The organism is Burkholderia sp. CpTa8-5 (assembly GCF_017815045.1).
Taxonomy (GTDB): Bacteria; Pseudomonadota; Gammaproteobacteria; order Burkholderiales; family Burkholderiaceae; genus Burkholderia; species Burkholderia sola.
Window position 1 is genome coordinate 234,700 of the sequence record NZ_JAGIQD010000007.1, and the last position, 15,929, is coordinate 250,628.

The 15,929-nt window shown below is 67.6% G+C and carries 15 protein-coding genes and 1 pseudogene; 5 read left to right on the forward strand and 11 right to left on the reverse strand.

Going from position 1 to position 15,929, the window contains the following annotated elements:
- Positions 1-8: 8 nt before the first annotated feature.
- Genes pcnB through hda form a run of 3 tightly spaced genes read right to left on the reverse strand, consistent with a single transcriptional unit; the run spans position 9 to position 2,982 of the window.
- Positions 9-1,553 carry a polynucleotide adenylyltransferase PcnB gene (gene pcnB, locus J8I35_RS13930; RefSeq protein ID WP_209925789.1) on the reverse strand — a complete coding sequence of 515 codons (1,545 nt, stop codon included), beginning with the start codon at positions 1,551-1,553 and terminating at the stop codon, positions 9-11.
- Between the two features lie 5 nt (positions 1,554-1,558).
- Positions 1,559-2,236, reverse strand: coding sequence for an HAD family hydrolase (locus J8I35_RS13935; RefSeq protein WP_050011760.1), 678 nt, complete (start codon positions 2,234-2,236; stop codon positions 1,559-1,561).
- Between the two features lie 11 nt (positions 2,237-2,247).
- Positions 2,248-2,982: a DnaA regulatory inactivator Hda gene (gene hda, locus J8I35_RS13940; RefSeq protein ID WP_034200992.1), complete on the reverse strand. Its 735-nt coding sequence runs from the start codon at positions 2,980-2,982 to the stop codon at positions 2,248-2,250.
- Positions 2,983-3,235: 253 nt separating this feature from the next.
- Here hda and purM point away from each other — a divergent pair, with 253 nt between their 5' ends.
- Positions 3,236-4,291: a phosphoribosylformylglycinamidine cyclo-ligase gene (gene purM, locus J8I35_RS13945; RefSeq protein WP_050011759.1), complete on the forward strand. Its 1,056-nt coding sequence runs from the start codon at positions 3,236-3,238 to the stop codon at positions 4,289-4,291.
- Between the two features lie 94 nt (positions 4,292-4,385).
- On the opposite strand, the gene tet is transcribed toward purM, so the two are convergent.
- Positions 4,386-5,585, reverse strand: coding sequence for a Tet(A)/Tet(B)/Tet(C) family tetracycline efflux MFS transporter (tet, locus tag J8I35_RS13950; protein ID WP_209925829.1), 1,200 nt, complete (start codon positions 5,583-5,585; stop codon positions 4,386-4,388).
- Between the two features lie 56 nt (positions 5,586-5,641).
- On the opposite strand from tet, the gene tetR reads away from it, so the two are divergent.
- Positions 5,642-6,274: a tetracycline resistance transcriptional repressor TetR gene (gene tetR, locus J8I35_RS13955; protein WP_050011757.1), complete on the forward strand. Its 633-nt coding sequence runs from the start codon at positions 5,642-5,644 to the stop codon at positions 6,272-6,274.
- 4 nt (positions 6,275-6,278) lie between these two features.
- On the opposite strand, the gene miaA is transcribed toward tetR, so the two are convergent.
- Together miaA and mutL are read right to left on the reverse strand one after the other, a co-directional pair.
- Entirely contained in the window at positions 6,279-7,253 is a 975-nt protein-coding gene (gene miaA / locus J8I35_RS13960) for a tRNA (adenosine(37)-N6)-dimethylallyltransferase MiaA (protein WP_050011756.1), read from the reverse strand.
- A complete protein-coding gene (gene mutL, locus J8I35_RS13965; RefSeq protein WP_124637993.1) occupies positions 7,250-9,262 on the reverse strand; it encodes a DNA mismatch repair endonuclease MutL in 2,013 nt (670 codons plus the stop codon). The genes miaA and mutL overlap by 4 nt, the downstream gene beginning before the upstream one ends.
- 183 nt (positions 9,263-9,445) lie before the next feature.
- Here mutL and J8I35_RS13970 point away from each other — a divergent pair, with 183 nt between their 5' ends.
- Positions 9,446-10,129: a DedA family protein gene (locus J8I35_RS13970; RefSeq protein WP_050011754.1), complete on the forward strand. Its 684-nt coding sequence runs from the start codon at positions 9,446-9,448 to the stop codon at positions 10,127-10,129.
- A gap of 88 nt (positions 10,130-10,217) precedes the next feature.
- On the opposite strand, the gene J8I35_RS13975 is transcribed toward J8I35_RS13970, so the two are convergent.
- The 5 genes and pseudogenes from J8I35_RS13975 to J8I35_RS13995 form a co-directional block, all read right to left on the reverse strand.
- Positions 10,218-11,030 (reverse strand): mechanosensitive ion channel family protein, encoded by an 813-nt coding sequence (locus J8I35_RS13975; RefSeq protein ID WP_050011753.1) that lies wholly within the window; start codon positions 11,028-11,030, stop codon positions 10,218-10,220.
- Positions 11,031-11,218: 188 nt separating this feature from the next.
- A pseudogene (locus J8I35_RS13980) lies at positions 11,219-11,380 on the reverse strand (mannose-1-phosphate guanylyltransferase/mannose-6-phosphate isomerase); the annotation flags it as partial.
- Positions 11,381-11,465: 85 nt separating this feature from the next.
- Entirely contained in the window at positions 11,466-12,029 is a 564-nt protein-coding gene (gene cysC, locus J8I35_RS13985) for an adenylyl-sulfate kinase (RefSeq protein ID WP_124555713.1), read from the reverse strand.
- A gap of 572 nt (positions 12,030-12,601) precedes the next feature.
- On the reverse strand, positions 12,602-13,435 hold the full coding sequence (locus J8I35_RS13990; protein ID WP_050011751.1) for a class II glutamine amidotransferase: 834 nt from the start codon (positions 13,433-13,435) through the stop codon (positions 12,602-12,604).
- 201 nt (positions 13,436-13,636) lie between these two features.
- Complete coding sequence (locus J8I35_RS13995) at positions 13,637-13,966, reverse strand: carboxymuconolactone decarboxylase family protein (protein WP_027788276.1); 330 nt, start codon at positions 13,964-13,966, stop codon at positions 13,637-13,639.
- A 271-nt stretch (positions 13,967-14,237) separates the two neighbouring features.
- Between J8I35_RS13995 and yiaA the strand changes: the two genes are divergently transcribed.
- Entirely contained in the window at positions 14,238-14,681 is a 444-nt protein-coding gene (gene yiaA / locus J8I35_RS14000; RefSeq protein WP_050011812.1) for an inner membrane protein YiaA, read from the forward strand.
- A 138-nt stretch (positions 14,682-14,819) separates the two neighbouring features.
- On the forward strand, positions 14,820-15,884 hold the full coding sequence (locus J8I35_RS14005) for a glycosyltransferase family 2 protein (protein WP_209925790.1): 1,065 nt from the start codon (positions 14,820-14,822) through the stop codon (positions 15,882-15,884).
- Positions 15,885-15,929: the final 45 nt, after the last annotated feature.

Below are 15,929 nucleotides of genomic sequence, written 5' to 3' on the forward strand. Positions count from 1 at the left end.
CGCGCGCGTCAGTCGTCGGAACCGCTCGCGGTATCTGGCGCCTGCTCGGCGGCACCTTCGCCCTGCTGGCGGTTTCGCGCACCGCCGCGGCGGCGCCGCTTGCGGGGCGATTTTTCCTTCGAGCCGCCCTGCGTGAGCAATGCCTCGCGAGCGGCCGCGTCGCCTTCGATGAAATCCGTCCACCACTGTCCGACTTCCGTCTCGAGCTCGCCGGATTCGCAGCGTAACAGGAGGAAATCATACCCCGCTCTAAACCTTTGGTGTTCCAGCAGCCGCATCGCGCTGCGGCCCGAGCGTTTCTCCAGGCGCAGCTGCAGGCCCCAGATCTCGCGCATGTCGGCCGAGTAGCGCTTGTGGATCGCAAGTTTCTCGGTCTGCATGTCGAGCACGTCGTCCATCGCGCGATGGAGCGCCGGCACCGGGATTTCGCCCGCCGCCGTGTATTGCTCGAAGCGCTGGCGCATGTCGTGCCACAGCAGCGTCGCGAACAGGAAGCCCGGCGACACCGGTTTGCCGGCGCGCACGCGCGCGTCGGTGTTGTTCAGCGCGAGCGTGATGAACTTCTCGCCCTGCGGCTGTTCGAGCACGACGTCGAGCAGCGGCAGCAGCCCGTGGTGCAGCCCTTCCTTGCGCAGCCGCTGCAGGCACGCGAGCGCGTGGCCCGACAGCAGCAGCTTCAGCATTTCGTCGAACAGGCGCGCGGCGGGCACGTTGTTGATCAGGTCGGCGAGCGCGTGGATCGGCGCGCGCGTATGCGGCTCGATCTCGAAATCGAGCTTCGCCGCGAAGCGCACGACGCGCAGCATCCGCACCGGATCCTCGCGAAAGCGCGTGGCCGGATCGCCGATCATCCGCAACAGGCGGGCGCGCACGTCGGCCATCCCGTCGTGATAGTCGAGCACCGTCTGCGTCGACGGGTCGTAGTACATCGCGTTGATCGTGAAGTCGCGGCGCGCGGCGTCCTCGTGCTGCTCGCCCCACACGTTGTCGCGCAGCACGCGGCCGCTCGCATCGACCGCGTGCGTGCGGCGATCGAGCTCGTCGCGCTTCAGGCGCCGCGGCGGCTCGGCCGTGGCCGCGGCCGCCTCGGGCGGTGCGTCGACCAGCGCGCGGAACGTCGAGACCTCGATCAGTTCCTGGCCGAACTGCACGTGGACGATCTGGAAGCGGCGGCCGATCAGGCGCGCGCGGCGGAACAGGCGCTGCACCTCGGTCGGCGTCGCGTCGGTCGCGACGTCGAAGTCTTTCGGCGCGATGCCGAGCAGCAGGTCGCGCACCGCGCCGCCGACGATGAACGCGCGGAAACCCGCCTGCTGCAGCGTGTCGGTCACGCGCACCGCGTTCTTCGAGATCAGCGCCGGGTTGATACCGTGCACGCTGGCCGGCACGACGGTCGGCTCATGGTTGCTGCGCGGTTTCTTCGCGCCGCCGCCGCGGGCGCCCTTCGGCGCGCGCGGGGCAGCAGGGGCCGCTTCGTCGGCCGGGGCCGCCGCGGGGGACGTTTGCTCGGTTTCGTCCTGGCCGAGCAGCTTTCGAATGAATTTTTTGATCACGACGTTCAGAAGAGATCGAGGATACGCCAGCCGCGGGTGCTTGCATGCGCACGCAGCGTGTCGTCAGGGTTGGTCGCGATCGGGTCGGTGACTTTCTCGAGCAGCGGGATGTCGTTGTGCGAGTCGCTGTAGAAGTAGCTGTGTTCGAAGTCGTCCCAGTGCTTGCCGAGCGACGCGAGCCATGCTTCGGTGCGCACGATCTTGCCTTCGCGATAGCTCGGCGTGCCGGTCGGTCGGCCCGTGTACGGCGAATCGGGATGCCCGTCGGTCGTTTCGACCTCGCACGCGATCAGCGTGTCGACGCCGAACGCGGTCGCGATCGGGCGCGTGATGAATGCGTTGGTCGCGGTCACGACGCAGCACAGGTCGCCCGCATCGAGGTGCTTGCGTACCAGTTCGAGCGCGGCGGGCGTCATCGCGGGGCGGATCACCTCGTGCATGTACTGCTCGTGCCATTCGGCGAGTTGCGCGCGCGAATACTTCGCGAGCGGCGTGAGCATCGCGCACAGGTACGCATGGATGTCGAGCTGGCCGGCCTTGTAGTCGGCGAAGAACTGGTCGTTCTGACGCGAGAAGCTTTCCGCGTCGACGATGCCGAGCTTCACCATGAAGCGACCCCATTCGTGGTCGCTATCGGTCGGGATCAGCGTGTGATCGAGGTCAAAGAGTGCCAGATTAGTCATGGAAGCGCATTTTACTCGAAGCGGTTCGGGCCCGTGCCCGGTGGTGTGATGTCGTCGCCGGGACGCGCGAGCATCCGGCGCAGCAGCGGCAGCGTGACCGCGCGTTTCTGCTCGAGCGAGAAGCGGTCGAGCGCGTCGAGCAACGCCATCAGGCTCGGCATGTCGCGGCGGAAATGGGTCAGCAGGTACGCGGCGATGTCGTCGGTGAGCGCGATCCCGCGTTCCTTCGCGGCGAGCTTGAGCACTGCGATCTTGCCTGCGTCGGACGGCGGCGACAGATGGAACACGAGCCCCCACCCGAGGCGCGTGCGCAGATCCTCGCGCACGTCGAGCGCGAGCGGCGCCGCCGGGCCCGCCGCGACGAACGCGCTGGACGGATGCGCGCGCACTTCGTTGAACAGGTTGAACAGCGCGACCTGCTGCGTGTCGCTCATCCGGTCGCAGTCGTCGATCGCGTAGATGCCGATGCGCGGGTCGAACGTGAAGGCGCCGAGCGGGCTCTGCGGCGTCAGGTAGCGCGCATAGCCGTACGACGCGTCGCTCACGAGCGCCTGCAGCAGATGGGTGCGGCCGCTGCCGGGCTCGCCCCAGATATAGAACGACCGGTCCGGCACAGGGCCGGCCGCGAGCGCGAGATCGAGCTTCTGCAGGCGCGAGACGAGCTCGTCGTTCTCCTCGTTCATGATGAAGTTGTCGAACGTGGCGGGCGGCGGCGTGCCGAGATCGAGCGTCAGTTGACGGGACACAGCAGTCACAATGCGGATCGGTTGAAAAAACGCGTGCCGTACGCCGGGCACGCGCGGGGGAAGGCGCCCCGGCTGGCTTCACGCGCGACCGTACGCACGGCGGCGCGGCGCGGGTTTCGGCGCGCTTCGCCCGGCGATGAAAACGGGGACGTGTCGACCAAGATGCAATCCCTGACGATTCGGTGCTGGGAATTCCGGCCAATGGGCCGGCTTCGGGTAAAATCGCATTTTACCGACCTTCTCGCATTCCCCCATGAATCCTCCGAAATCCGCTCCCGACGCTCAAGGTCTGTCCTATCGCGACGCAGGTGTCGACATCGACGCAGGCGACGCGCTCATCGACAAGATCAAGCCTTTTGCGAAGAAAACCCTGCGCGACGGCGTGCTCGGCGGCATCGGCGGGTTCGGCGCGCTGTTCGAAGTGCCGAAGAAGTACCAGGAGCCCGTGCTCGTGTCGGGCACCGACGGCGTCGGCACCAAGCTCAAGCTGGCCTTTCATCTGAACAAACACGACACCGTCGGCCAGGATCTCGTCGCGATGAGCGTGAACGACATCCTCGTGCAGGGCGCCGAGCCGCTGTTCTTCCTCGACTACTTCGCATGCGGCAAGCTCGACGTCGATACGGCCGCCACTGTCGTCAAGGGCATCGCGCACGGCTGTGAACTGTCGGGCTGCGCGCTGATCGGCGGTGAAACGGCCGAAATGCCGGGCATGTACCCGGACGGCGAATACGACCTGGCCGGCTTCGCGGTCGGCGCGGTCGAGAAGAGCAAGATCATCGACGGCAGCACGATCGCCGAAGGCGACGTGGTGCTGGGCCTCGCATCGAGCGGCATCCACTCGAACGGCTTCTCGCTCGTGCGCAAGATCATCGAGCGCGCGAATCCGGACCTGTCGGCCGATTTCCACGGCCGCTCGCTGGCCGATACGCTGATGGCGCCGACGCGCATCTACGTGAAGCCGCTGCTCGCGCTGATGCAGAAGCTGTCGGTGAAGGGCATGGCGCACATCACCGGTGGCGGCCTCGTCGAGAACATCCCGCGCGTGCTGCGCGAAGGCCTCACCGCCGAGCTCGACCAGAACGCATGGCCGTTGCCGCCGCTGTTCAAGTGGCTGCAGGAGCACGGCGGCGTCGCCGACGCGGAAATGCACCGCGTATTCAACTGCGGGATCGGGATGGCCGTGATCGTCTCGGCGGCCGATGCCGACGCAGCGATCGCCGACCTGACCGCCGCCGGCGAACAGGTGTGGAAGATCGGCACCGTGCGGGCGACCCGCGAAGGCGAGGCGCAGACGGTCGTGGTCTGACGCACCGCAGGCAGATGCAGTAGGAAAAGCCGCCCGGAGTCGATCCGGGCGGTTTTTTTCGGGCGCCGCGTGGCGGTCGGACGCGCGTCGACGCTTACGCGGACGCTCGCGGCGCGCTCGCCGGCCGCGCGCCGGCCAGCAACGGCGGCACGAACAGGTACAGCAGCGCGGCCGCGGCCCACACGAGGCCCGGCCACGTCGCACGCGTCGCCGCGTAGGTCGCGGTGACGACCAGCGGCCCCGCGACGCCGATCAGGCTCGCCACGCTCGCCAGTGTGCCCTGCAGTTCGCCCTGGCGTGCATCGTCGACCTGCCGCGCGAGCATCGCCTGCAACGCCGGCAGCGTCATGCCGCCGGCCGCGAACAGCGGCAGCAGCGCGAACGGCACCCATGTGGCGGTCGCGAACGCGATGACGGCCAGCCCGAGCGCATCGCCTGCAAGACCCAACGCGAGCGCGCGCCGCTCGCCGAGCCGCGCGATCAGTGGCCCGATCGCGAATGCCTGAGCGAGCGCGTGGCACGCGCCGTAACCGGCGAGCGACAGCCCCGCGACCGGCGTCGACCAGCCGAAATGTTCCTGGCCGTACAGGATCCACAGCGTCGCGGGCGCCTGCGACACCAGCGCGACGATCACGTAGATACCGACCAGCGGCGCGAGCGCGGGCGCACCGCTCAGCCGTCGCAGGCTCGCGAACGGATTGAGCGCGCTGGCCGTCCGGCCTTCGCGGGCCGAACGCGGCCGCGATTCCGGCAGTACGCGCCATACGAGCACGAGATTCAGCGCATTGAGCAACGCGGCCGCGACGAACGGCGCACGCAGGTGCAGCGCGCCGAGCAGCCCGCCGATCAGCGGGCCGGCGATGAAGCCGATGCCCATCATCGCGCCGAGCTGGCCGAAGCGCCGTGCGCGGTCGGGCTCGGCCGCAACGTCGGTCACGTACGCGGTCGCGACCGCGACGTTCGCGCCGCTGATGCCCGCGATCAGCCGGCCGACGTACAGCCACGCGAGTGTCGGCGCGAGCGCCATCAGCAGATAGTCGAGCGCGGCGCCCGCGAGCGATGCGAGCAGCACCGGGCGGCGGCCGAAACGGTCGCTCAGCGTGCCGAGCAGCGGCGCACACAGGAACTGCGCGAACGCGTACAGCGCGAGCAGGATGCCGTAGTGGGTGTCGGTGCTGCCCGCGGCGGCGAGCGAACGCAGCAGCCCGGGCAGGATCGGCATCACGATCCCGACGCCGATCGCGTCGAGTAGGACCGTGGCCAGGATGGCAATAAGGGACGGATTCAAGGGTATCACTCTATCGATGATAGAGTGCGAAGTATTCCACAGTTTCCCTATCGGTGATAGAGATGAAGGACACAGGCGCGCGGCTGACGCGCGACACGGTATTGCGCGCGGCGCTCGATTTGCTGAATGAGGTGGGGATCGACGGGCTGTCGACGCGGCGGCTCGCCGAACGGCTCGGCGTGCAGTCGCCGACGCTGTACTGGCATTTCAGGAACAAGGCCGAGCTGCTCGACGCGATGGCCGAGGCGATCATGCTCGAGCGTCACGGCGCGTCGCTGCCGCGGCCGGGCGACGTGTGGGATGCGTGGCTCGCGGAGAATGCGCGCAGTTTCCGCCGCGCGCTGCTGGCCTACCGCGACGGCGCGCGCCTGCACGCCGGCACGCGGCCGCGCGCGCTGCATTTCAGCTCGATCGAACGCAAGGTCGCGCTGCTGGGCGACGCGGGGTTCGCGCCGGACGAGGCGGTCGACGTGATGGTCGCGATCGGCCGCTTCGTGGTCGGATGGGTGCTGGAAGAGCAGGCGGGGCCGGGGGCAGGTGCCGATGCGCCGCTGCCGGATGCGGCCGAGTATCCGTTGTTCGCGAAAGGCTGGGCCGCGCTGCGCGAGCGCAGCGACGACGAAGCGTTCGAGCGCGGTATCGCGTGGATCGTCGACGGCGCCCGCGCGCGCCTGGCGGCGCGTCAGGCCGGCTGAGTGGTCAGCCCGGCGTGCGACCGTCCAGGACGCGTTCAAGCGCGTCGAGCGCGCGGGCCGTCGAATCCGGCGCGATGCAATCGACGACGATCCGCTCCGGCATCGCGCGCAGCCACGTGATCTGGCGCTTGCAAAGCTGACGTGTCGCGAAGATGCCCTTGTCGCGCATCGTCCGGTAGTCGGTGTCGCCGTCGAGGAATTCCCATGCTTGCCGGTAGCCGACGCAACGCATCGACGGCAGGTCGGGATGGAGATCGTCGCGGCGGCGCAGCCGTTCGACTTCGTCGATGAAGCCCGCGTCGAGCATCGCGTCGAAGCGCTGCGCGATCCGCGCGTGCAGTACCGCGCGGTCCGACGGCTCGAGCGCGACCGGCACGAAGCGGTATGCGGCGGCCGCATCGTCCGTGCGGCGCGGCGCGGCGAGCAGCGCCGACATCGGCTGCCCGCTCAACATGAAGATTTCGAGCGCACGCTGGATCCGCTGCGAATCGTTCGGCGCAAGCCGCGCGGCCGTGTCGGGGTCGACCTGCGCGAGCCGCGCGTGCAGCGCGGGCCAGCCATCGCGCGCGGCGTCGGCGTCGAGTGCCGCGCGGACCTCCGGATCGGCGCCCGGCAGGTCGTTGAGCCCTTGCGTCAGCGCCTTGTAGTACAGCATCGTGCCGCCCGCGAGCAACGGCGTGCGGCCGCGCGCGACGATCTCGCCGATCAGGCGCAGCGTGTCCGCGCGGAATTCCGCAGCCGAATACGCGTCGGCCGGGTCGATGATGTCGATCAGGTGATGCGGCACGCGCGCGCGCTCGTCGCGCGACGGTTTCGCGGTACCGATATCCATGTCGCGGTAGACGAGCGCCGAATCGACGCTGACGATCTCGATCGGGCGGCGCGCGGCGAGCGCCAGCGCCGCGGCGGTCTTCCCCGAAGCGGTGGGGCCGAGCAGGCAGGCGATCGTCGTCGGACGGGAGGGCGAAGCAGCGCTCATTGCCCGCGCATGAAGAGACGGTCGAGATCGTTCAGCGTGAGCTGATACCAGGTCGGCCGGCCGTGATTGCACTGGTCCGCGCGCTCGGTCGCCTCCATCTGGCGCAGCAGCGCGTTCATTTCGTCGAGCGTCAGGCGCCGGTTCGCGCGCACCGCGTGATGGCACGCGAGCGTGCCGAGCAGTTCGTGCTGGCGCTCGGTGAGCACGCGCGAGCCGCCGAACGCGTGCAGGTCGGCGAGCACCGCGCGCGCCAGCGATTGCAGGTCGGCGTCCTTCAGCAGCGCCGGCACCGCGCGGATCGCGAGCGTCGTCGGCGACAGCACCGCAAGGTCGAAGCCGAGCGATTCGAGCGTGTCGCGTTCTTCCTCGACCGTGCCGATCTCGACCGGCGTGGCCGTCATCGAGATCGGCAGCAGCAGCGACTGCACGGCGACCGTGCGGTCGGCGAGCGCGTTCTTGAACTGCTCGTACAGGATCCGCTCGTGCGCCGCGTGCATGTCGACGATCACGAGGCCGTATGCGTTCTGTGCCAGCACGTAGATCCCGTGGATCTGGCCGAGCGCGAAGCCGAGCGGTTGGTCGTCGTGCGCGCCGGCCGCGAGCGGCGACGCGGCGAAGCCCGGCAGCGGCGCGACCGGTGTGTCGGCCGGATCGGCCGCATCGCGGGCGATGAGCGTCGTGCCGTCCGGCGTGCCCGCGCCGCTGTCCTTGCGGCCGAACAGCGCGTCGTAGAGCGCGAGCGGCTGCGCGACGGGCAGCGTGCCTTGCGTCATCCGCGCCTGACGCATCCACGTGTTGCCGGACGACGATGACGATGACGACGACGAGAAGCCGCTGCCGCCGATTCCGCCGCTGCCGCCTGTCGCGTGGCCCGGGCTTTGGCCGAGCGGCGTGTCGAGGAACGACGACGGCCCGCGCGGCGCGGGTTCGAGATGCGCGGCATGGCCGCCCGCCGTGGTTTCCGGCGACGCGCCCGCATGGCGCGCGAGCGCCCGCTGGACCGCATGGAACACGTACTGGTGGATCGAGCGCGAATCGCGGAACCGCACTTCGATCTTCGACGGATGCACGTTCACGTCGACGGCTTCGGGCGGCAGGTCGAGGAACAGCACGTACGACGGATAGCGGTCGCCGTGCAGCACGTCCTCGTAGGCCGCACGCACCGCGTGCGTCAGCAGCTTGTCGCGCACGAAGCGGCCGTTCACGAAGAAATACTGCTGGTCGGCGCGCCCGCGGCTCGCGGTCGGCAAGCCGGCGCAGCCGTACACGGCGAGCGGGCCGGCCTGCTCGTCGAGCGGCAGGTGTGCGGTCGCGAAGCTGTCGCCGAGGATCTTCGCGACGCGCTGCGCGGGCTCGGTCGCATTCCAGTGCTCGACGGCCTTGCCGTTGTGCAGCACCGAGATCGCGACGTCCGGCCGCGCGAGCGCCGCGCGGCGGATCATTTCCAGGCAGTGGCCGAATTCGGTCTGCTCGCTCTTCAGGAACTTGCGTCGCGCGGGCGTGTTGAAGTACAGCTCGCGCACCTCGATCGTCGTGCCGATCGAGCCGGCGGCGGGCGACAGCACGCCCGTCTGCGCGTCGATCTTCATCGCGTGCGCGGCATCGGCCGTCCGGCTCGTGATCGACATCTCGGCGACCGACGCGATCGACGCGAGCGCTTCGCCGCGAAAACCGAGCGTCGCGACCGCCTCGAGCTCCTCGAGCGAGCGGATCTTGCTGGTCGCGTGGCGCATCAGCGCGAGCGCCAGTTCGTCCGGCGGAATCCCGCAGCCGTCGTCGGTGATCGAGATGCGCTTGACGCCGCCTTCTTCCAGCACGATGCGCAGCGTCGTTGCGCCGGCATCCATTGCGTTCTCGAGCAGTTCCTTGACGACCGACGCCGGGCGTTCGACGACCTCGCCGGCGGCGATCTGGCTGATCAGCTGGTCGGGCAGGGGCTGGATCGCGCGCAGCGGGCGCGCGGCGGGGGCGGGCGCGGCGCCCGCGGCCGTTTCGGTGATATCGGACATGGCCGAATTATAGCGAGGCCGCGAACGCATGCCGGGGCGGCCGGCCGTTACGTTTTTTCACGGAGCCTTAAGGTAGTTTCGGTATCATCACCCCGTTGCACGCGCCGCCTTGGCTGGCGGCCGCCTCGGCCATGTCTGGCCTGTTCCGGCCGTTCCGGCCCCATCGCCTTCGAGGAATCGCATTTGGATACGCTGCTTCATTTCGTCAACCTTGTCCTGCATATCGACGCTTTCCTCGGCGATTTCATCCGGCAGTACGGTGCGTGGGTCTATCTCGTGCTGTTTCTGATCGTGTTCTGCGAGACGGGCCTCGTCGTGTTCCCGTTCCTGCCCGGCGATTCGCTGCTGTTCATCGGCGGCGCGTTCGCGGCGACGGGCGAAATGAACGTCGGCGCGCTGATCGTGCTGCTGCTCGTCGCGGCGATTACCGGCAACACCGTGAACTACCTGATCGGCCGCTGGGTCGGCCCGAAGGTGTTCAATACGCATATCCCGGTGCTCGAGCGCTTCCTCGATCGCGCCGCGCTGCAGAAGACCCACTCGTTCTACGACAAGCACGGCGGCAAGACGATCGTGCTCGCGCGCTTCATTCCGGTCGTGCGCACGTTCGCGCCGTTCGTCGCGGGGGCGTCGTCGATGAGCGTCGGGCGCTTCCAGTTGTTCAACGTGATCGGCGCGCTGGTGTGGGTGCTGCTGCTCGTGCTGCTCGGTTATTTCTTCGGCAACATCCCGTTCGTCCGCCAGTACCTGAACGTGATCGTGCTGGTCGGGATCGGCGCGGCAATCGTGCCGGTCGCGCTCGGCGCGGTATGGAAGCTCGTGCGCGGGCGACGCTCGGACGGGACGCCGAAGGCGGGCGGGCGCTGACGCGGCGCGCTTCGGCGCAATGAAAAAGCGTGGCAGTTTACGGCTGCCGCGCTTTTTTTTCGTCCGTGCGGTTCGGCCGCTGCTTTCGTCACGCGTTGCGTTGCGAGACCGGCGTTTCGGGCGTCGGATAGCCGGCTTCGCGGAACGTGTCGAGAATCACGCGGTGGGTGTCGCAGTACACCTGCCAGTAGTTCTCCGGCTGAGTCGACGGGCGCACGAACAGCAGCGGGCCTTCCGGCGTGAACTGCAGCACGCCGACGTCCGGCGCCGGTACCTTCAGCACGTTCGGAACCAGCTGGATCTGCGTCTTCAGGCGGTTGATCGCATCGGCCGCGTCGACGCTGTGCGCGATCTTCGCGGTCAGGTCGACGCGGCGGTGCGGCGTCGCGCTGTAGTTCGCGATGTTGTCCGAGAAGATCTTGTTGTTGCCGACGATCGTCACGATGTTGTCGGCGGTGATGATCGTCGTGCCGAACAGGCCGAGCTCCTTCACGGTGCCCGTGACGCCGCCCGCGCTGATCACGTCGCCGATCTTGAACGGGCGCAGCACCTGCATGAACACGCCGGCGGCGAAATGCGCGAGCAGGCCGCCCCAGGCGGTGCCGATCGCGAGACCGAGGCCGGCGAGCAGCGCGGCGAACGAGGTCGTCTGTACGCCGAAGATCTGCAGGATCGCGAGGATCAGCAGGATCGTCAGCAGCACGCCGACGACGGAGGTCAGGTAGTCGGTGAGCGTCGGGTCGACCTTGCCGCTGCGGCGAACGACCTTGCCGAGCAGGCGGGTACCGATGCGGATCGCCCAGCGGCCGACGAACCACAACACGATCGCGGCGAGGAGGTTGAGGCCGAAGTCGAGGCCGCGGGTCATCAGGAATTGCTGGGCGGTGGCGAGATCGATCACGCGTTCTCCGAAGTCGAGGGTAAAAGGGCGGCGCATGCGCCGGAATGGGAGGCGCTTTTATAACCTGACCTGTGAAGCGCGGGCAACCGGGCTGACATTGGTTGACGTAATGAAAAGCGGGCAGGACGTGGGTGCGTGCCGCCCGTTCGAGGTCCGGCCTGTCGTGGCGCGCGCCGGTGTAGCGTCGCTCACCGCGCTGCGCGCCCGTAGGTGTCCTCGAAGCGGACGATGTCGTCTTCGCCGAGATATGCGCCCGACTGGACTTCGACCGGTTCGAGCGGAATCGTGCTGGGGTTCGTCAGCCGGTGGGTCGCGCCGAGCGGGATGTAGGTCGACTGGTTTTCGGTCAGGTCGCGCCGCGGTGGCCGACGATGGCGCGATGTTCGCGGCGATGGAGGTTCACGACGGGCAGCGGACGACGGTCGACGACGTGCATCAGCCGTTCAACGGCAATTTCTGCATGATCGCGTGCACGCATTCCCGCGGACCTGCTTCGCCCGTGCGGACGTGCACGTCGGGCGATACCGGTTTTTCATAGGTCGATTCGATGCCGGTGAACTGCCGAAGCGTCCCTTGCCTTGCCCGCGCATAGAGCCCTTTGGGGTCGCGCGCTTCCGCCACATCCAGCGCAACGTCGACGAAGACTTCGAAAAACATGCCCTGCGGGAAGCGGGCGCGCGCTTTGGCGCGTGCGTCCCGAAACGGCGAGATCAGCGCAACGATGACGACGAGCCCGGCAGCCACCATCAGGCGCGCGACCTCGGCCGTCCGACGAATGTTCTCGTGGCGGTCTGCGTCGCTGAATCCGAGATCCTGGTTCAATCCTTCGCGAAGCTGGTCGCCGTCCAGCAGAAAAGTCCGAAGGCCGCGCGCATCGAGCTGTTCCTTCAGAAGATTCGACAGCGTCGATTTACCGGCACCGGACACCCCGGTGAGCCATACCACGAACGCATGGTCCTGCTTCATGCTGGAAAGCACGGATTGATTGCCCGTCGACATGACAGGGCGGGAATTGGGGCGATCTTGCGTCATCTCGGATTCGATGTGCCGGTAACGGCGTCGTACATTATTGATGCGAATTCATTCGTCGCCGAATTGTAACGGCGCCTTTAAAAATTGGTAAGTTGAATATTTTGATCGGGAATAAGCGCTTGCCTTCAAGCGGCGCGATGGTGTGCGCACCGCGTCCGTCCGGTAATGATTGCCGGCCCGTTGTAATGATTCGAAATAATGTGCGTGGTCGACAGGGTTCTCGACCGCATGTCGATTTATCGACCTGGATTCGGGGGTCGACATGAAGTCACAAGGGTATTAATTTTTTATTCGGCGAAATATCGCAATAGCCAGCACGGGCTGCTTTGTGATGCGTCTCTGTCACTTATTATCGAATTGGGGAATTATCCGAGGGCATGTTTTCCGACCTTATTTGCCGGGCGACGATTGGCATCCCTTCCGATTGCGTCGGCAGCACCGAGCGCCGGCCCCGTTGAAAGCCGGATCGCCGCGATTGCCCTGTCGCGCTGAAGTATCGGCTACCTGAATACGCTGGATTTCGTCAGGACTGCGGCACGTCATTTGTGCCGCGGCCCGAACGGCCGCTGCTGCACATCGGCGCCGTGCGCGACGATCGCCATGCCCTCCGGCACTTCCTCCCACGCGCCGCGCAGGTCGACGAGCGGCTCCGACACGACCATGAACGCATCGTCGCCGGCTTCCGCGATGCGCGGGTTATGCGGATACAGCGCGTGCAGGTGCTTGAACGACGTGCTGTGGAACAGCGAGCGCGATTGCCGTTCGCTCGAATAGCGCGCCGCGACGATCCGTTCGCCGTCGGTCGCGCAGATCGTCATGTTGAGCGGATCGGCGACGCGATGCCGCGCGGCGGTTTCCTCCACCACGCCGACCATCCGTTCGAGCGCCGGCAGCGGCGCCTGCTCGAGACCGTACGTCAGCGCGAGGCGGAACATCAGTTCGGAGTCGGTCGAGCCTTCGAGCGTCGGGAACAGCGCGGGATCGACCTTCATCGTCAGGTCGCGGCGCAGCTTGTGGAAGTCGCGGATCAGCCCGTTGTGCGCGAACAGCCAGCGGCCGTGGCGGAACGGATGGCAGTTGGTTTCCTGCACGGGCGTGTCGGTCGCCGCGCGAATGTGCGCGATGAACATCGGCGAGCGGATCGCACGCGCGGCCTCGCGCAGGTTGCGGTCGTTCCAGGCGGGATGCACGGAGCGATAGCGGAACGGAAGTTCGTCGGGATGCCCGTACCAGCCGATGCCGAAGCCGTCGCCGTTGGTGGTCGTCGCGCCCAGCTCCGAATGCAGGCTCTGGTCGATCAGCGAATGCTTCGCGCGGAACAGCACGGTTTCCAGATGGATCGGATTACCCGTATAAGCGAGCCAGCGGCACATGGAGCGCTCCTTCACGATGTATCGTTCGCGCATGGTAGCCGACTCCGCGACGCTTACGCGTCCACGCGAGTCGCCACATTCGTCACACATGGCAGGCCCGTACGCGCGATGCGCAATCGCCCAGCCGGCGGCCGGGCGCCACGCAGCGCAACGCAACAATGAATGGGGTGCGGCACGACGATCGTGCCGCACCGCGCCAGCTCAGTCGCCGAGCGCGTCCATCACGCGCGCCGAATAGACGAGCGCCGCGCCCGCATTCAACGCGATCGCGACGCCGAGCGCTTCCGCCACTTCCTCCTTGGTCGCGCCATGCTTGGCCGCTTCGGCCGTATGCACGGCGATACAGCCGTCGCAGCGCGTCGTGACGGCCACCGCGAGCGCGATCAGCTCGCGCGTTTTCGCGTCGAGATGGCCCGTCTTGGCGCCGGCGCCGGCCAGCGCCTGGTAGCCGGCCAGCGTATCGGGCGACAGCTTGGCGATGTCGCCGATACGCGTCGAGAGTTCCTTCCGGTATTCGTTCCAGTTCAGCATGATGCGTCCTTGTCGAGAAGAGTGAGGAGGGCGGCGGGCGCCGCGATCTCGGGCGATGCAACGCTATTCTGATCGCTGTCGAGGAGAGTGTGGATACGTCAGGGTGTCAATTTTCAGCGCAATCGTCTCACGGATGCATTGCATCAACCGCGGCTCGCGCTTGCGGCGAATGCGCGGCGGGGCCGTCGTGACGCGCGCCAAAGCTGCTACCATGCGCAAAACGCAGGTCAATGACAACGATTTCGAACAACAAGAAAGAGAGGGCAACGCAATGAACCAGACCACCATCCAGCAGCCGTCGTTCGCGTTCGTGGCCGCATCGTGGGCCGCGCTGATCGCCGGTTTCGCGGCCTTCCTGATCGGGCTCTGGAACGCCGGCATGCAGCTCAACGAGAAGGGTTACTACTTCACCGTGCTGGTGTTCGGCCTCTATGCGGCGATCTCGCTGCAGAAGAGCGTGCGCGACCGCGCCGAAGGCATTCCCGTCACCGGCATCTACTACGGCCTCAGCTGGATCGCGCTGCTGCTGTCGATCGCGCTCCTGATCGTCGGTCTCTTCAACGCGACGCTGCAATTGAGCGAAAAGGGCTTTTACGCGATGTCGTTCGTGCTCGCGCTGTTCGGCTCGGTGGCCGTGCAGAAGAACACGCGCGACTTGCAGAACGCGAAGCCGCGCTATACCGACGCCGATTCCGCGCCGTCGATCCAGGAGTGACGGCACGCGCAGCGGGCGCCCGCCGAGGCCGCCCGCTGCGCGACGATGTCCGCGCCGCCCGCATTCGCCGGCGTGCCGCAGGCCCGCCGTCCTTTCGTTTTGTCCATGCCGTCGCGCATGACGATGGAGATATTCCGGATGCCGAACCTGACCGACACCGCAGCGCGGACGCACGCGACCGCCCGTTCCGTAGCCGCGCGGGCCGCGCTTGTGCTGGAGACCAACAACCTGCGCGGCGGCGCGGGCCTTGCGCAGGCCGTCGGCAGCCTGAAACGCCTGGTGGCGGCGCTGTCGAAACAGACCGTGCCGCCGGCCGCCCTTGCGCAATGGATCATCACGCACGACGGCCTGCCCGCCGACGCGTGCGCGGAAATCGCCGCGCTGGCCGACCGCCCGATCGACTTCGTCGAGATCGGCGCGAGCACCGGCTACTACGATGCGAAGAACGACGGCTTCGATCGCGTCGATGCCGATTGCTGCGACATCGTCGTATTCGGCGATGCCGATTGCCGGCCGGCCGACGACTGGCTCGAGCACCTGCTCGCGCCGTTCGCGCGCGACGCGGGCGACGCGCCCGTCGCGGTGGCGGGGCGGACCAGCTACGCGCCCAACGTGCTCGGCATCGCGCTGACGTCGATCGATTTCATGTATTTCCCGAGCCCGCTGCGTGATGGCGCGACGCGCAACTTCTACGCGAACAACGTCGCGTTCCGGCGTGACGTGTTCGCGCAGTTCCGCTACGAGCCGCTCGACGGCGTCTATCGCGCGCATTGCCAGGTGATGGGGCTGCGGATGCAGGCGGCCGGCGTGGCCGTCGAATTCGCGCCGGCCGCGCATACCGAGCATCGGCTGCCGGACACGCATCGCGAGTCGCTGAAGCTGCGCTGGATGCGCGGCGAGGACAGCGTCGGGTTGACGCCGTATCTCGTGCACGCGTACCTGCCGCGTCGATGGCAGTGGCTCGGCCGCAGCGGCCCGCTCGGCCCGTTCTGCGTGATGGCGATGCGGCTCGGCTACAGCCTGCGCGCGCTCGATCGCCAGCAGTTGCCGCGACTGGGCGCCGCGCGCTATCTCGCGGCTGCCGGCGTCACGATCGCCGCGTCCGCCGTCGATACGCTCGGCGCGCTCGCGCGCGGTTTCGGGCTCACGGGACGCGCATCGACCCGGCGCGATCTCGATGCGCTGTCCTATCACCGTCATTGAAACGGCGCCGCGCCTCGCGGCCACGACACTTCGACATCCTGATTC

What these genes read in the sequence shown, in the direction of transcription:
- J8I35_RS14005 (WP_209925790.1), top strand. Translation starts at nt 14,820, where the DNA reads ATGCCGAACCTGACCGACACCGCAGCGCGGACGCACGCGACCGCCCGT.
- J8I35_RS13935 (WP_050011760.1), bottom strand. Translation starts at nt 2,236, where the DNA reads ATGACTAATCTGGCACTCTTTGACCTCGATCACACGCTGATCCCGACC.
- J8I35_RS13995 (WP_027788276.1), bottom strand. Translation starts at nt 13,966, where the DNA reads ATGCTGAACTGGAACGAATACCGGAAGGAACTCTCGACGCGTATCGGC.
- miaA (WP_050011756.1), bottom strand. Translation starts at nt 7,253, where the DNA reads ATGAGCGCTGCTTCGCCCTCCCGTCCGACGACGATCGCCTGCCTGCTC.
- tetR (WP_050011757.1), top strand. Translation starts at nt 5,642, where the DNA reads ATGAAGGACACAGGCGCGCGGCTGACGCGCGACACGGTATTGCGCGCG.
- purM (WP_050011759.1), top strand. Translation starts at nt 3,236, where the DNA reads ATGAATCCTCCGAAATCCGCTCCCGACGCTCAAGGTCTGTCCTATCGC.
- mutL (WP_124637993.1), bottom strand. Translation starts at nt 9,262, where the DNA reads ATGTCCGATATCACCGAAACGGCCGCGGGCGCCGCGCCCGCCCCCGCC.
- cysC (WP_124555713.1), bottom strand. Translation starts at nt 12,029, where the DNA reads ATGTCGACGGGCAATCAATCCGTGCTTTCCAGCATGAAGCAGGACCAT.
- yiaA (WP_050011812.1), top strand. Translation starts at nt 14,238, where the DNA reads ATGAACCAGACCACCATCCAGCAGCCGTCGTTCGCGTTCGTGGCCGCA.
- J8I35_RS13990 (WP_050011751.1), bottom strand. Translation starts at nt 13,435, where the DNA reads ATGTGCCGCTGGCTCGCTTATACGGGTAATCCGATCCATCTGGAAACC.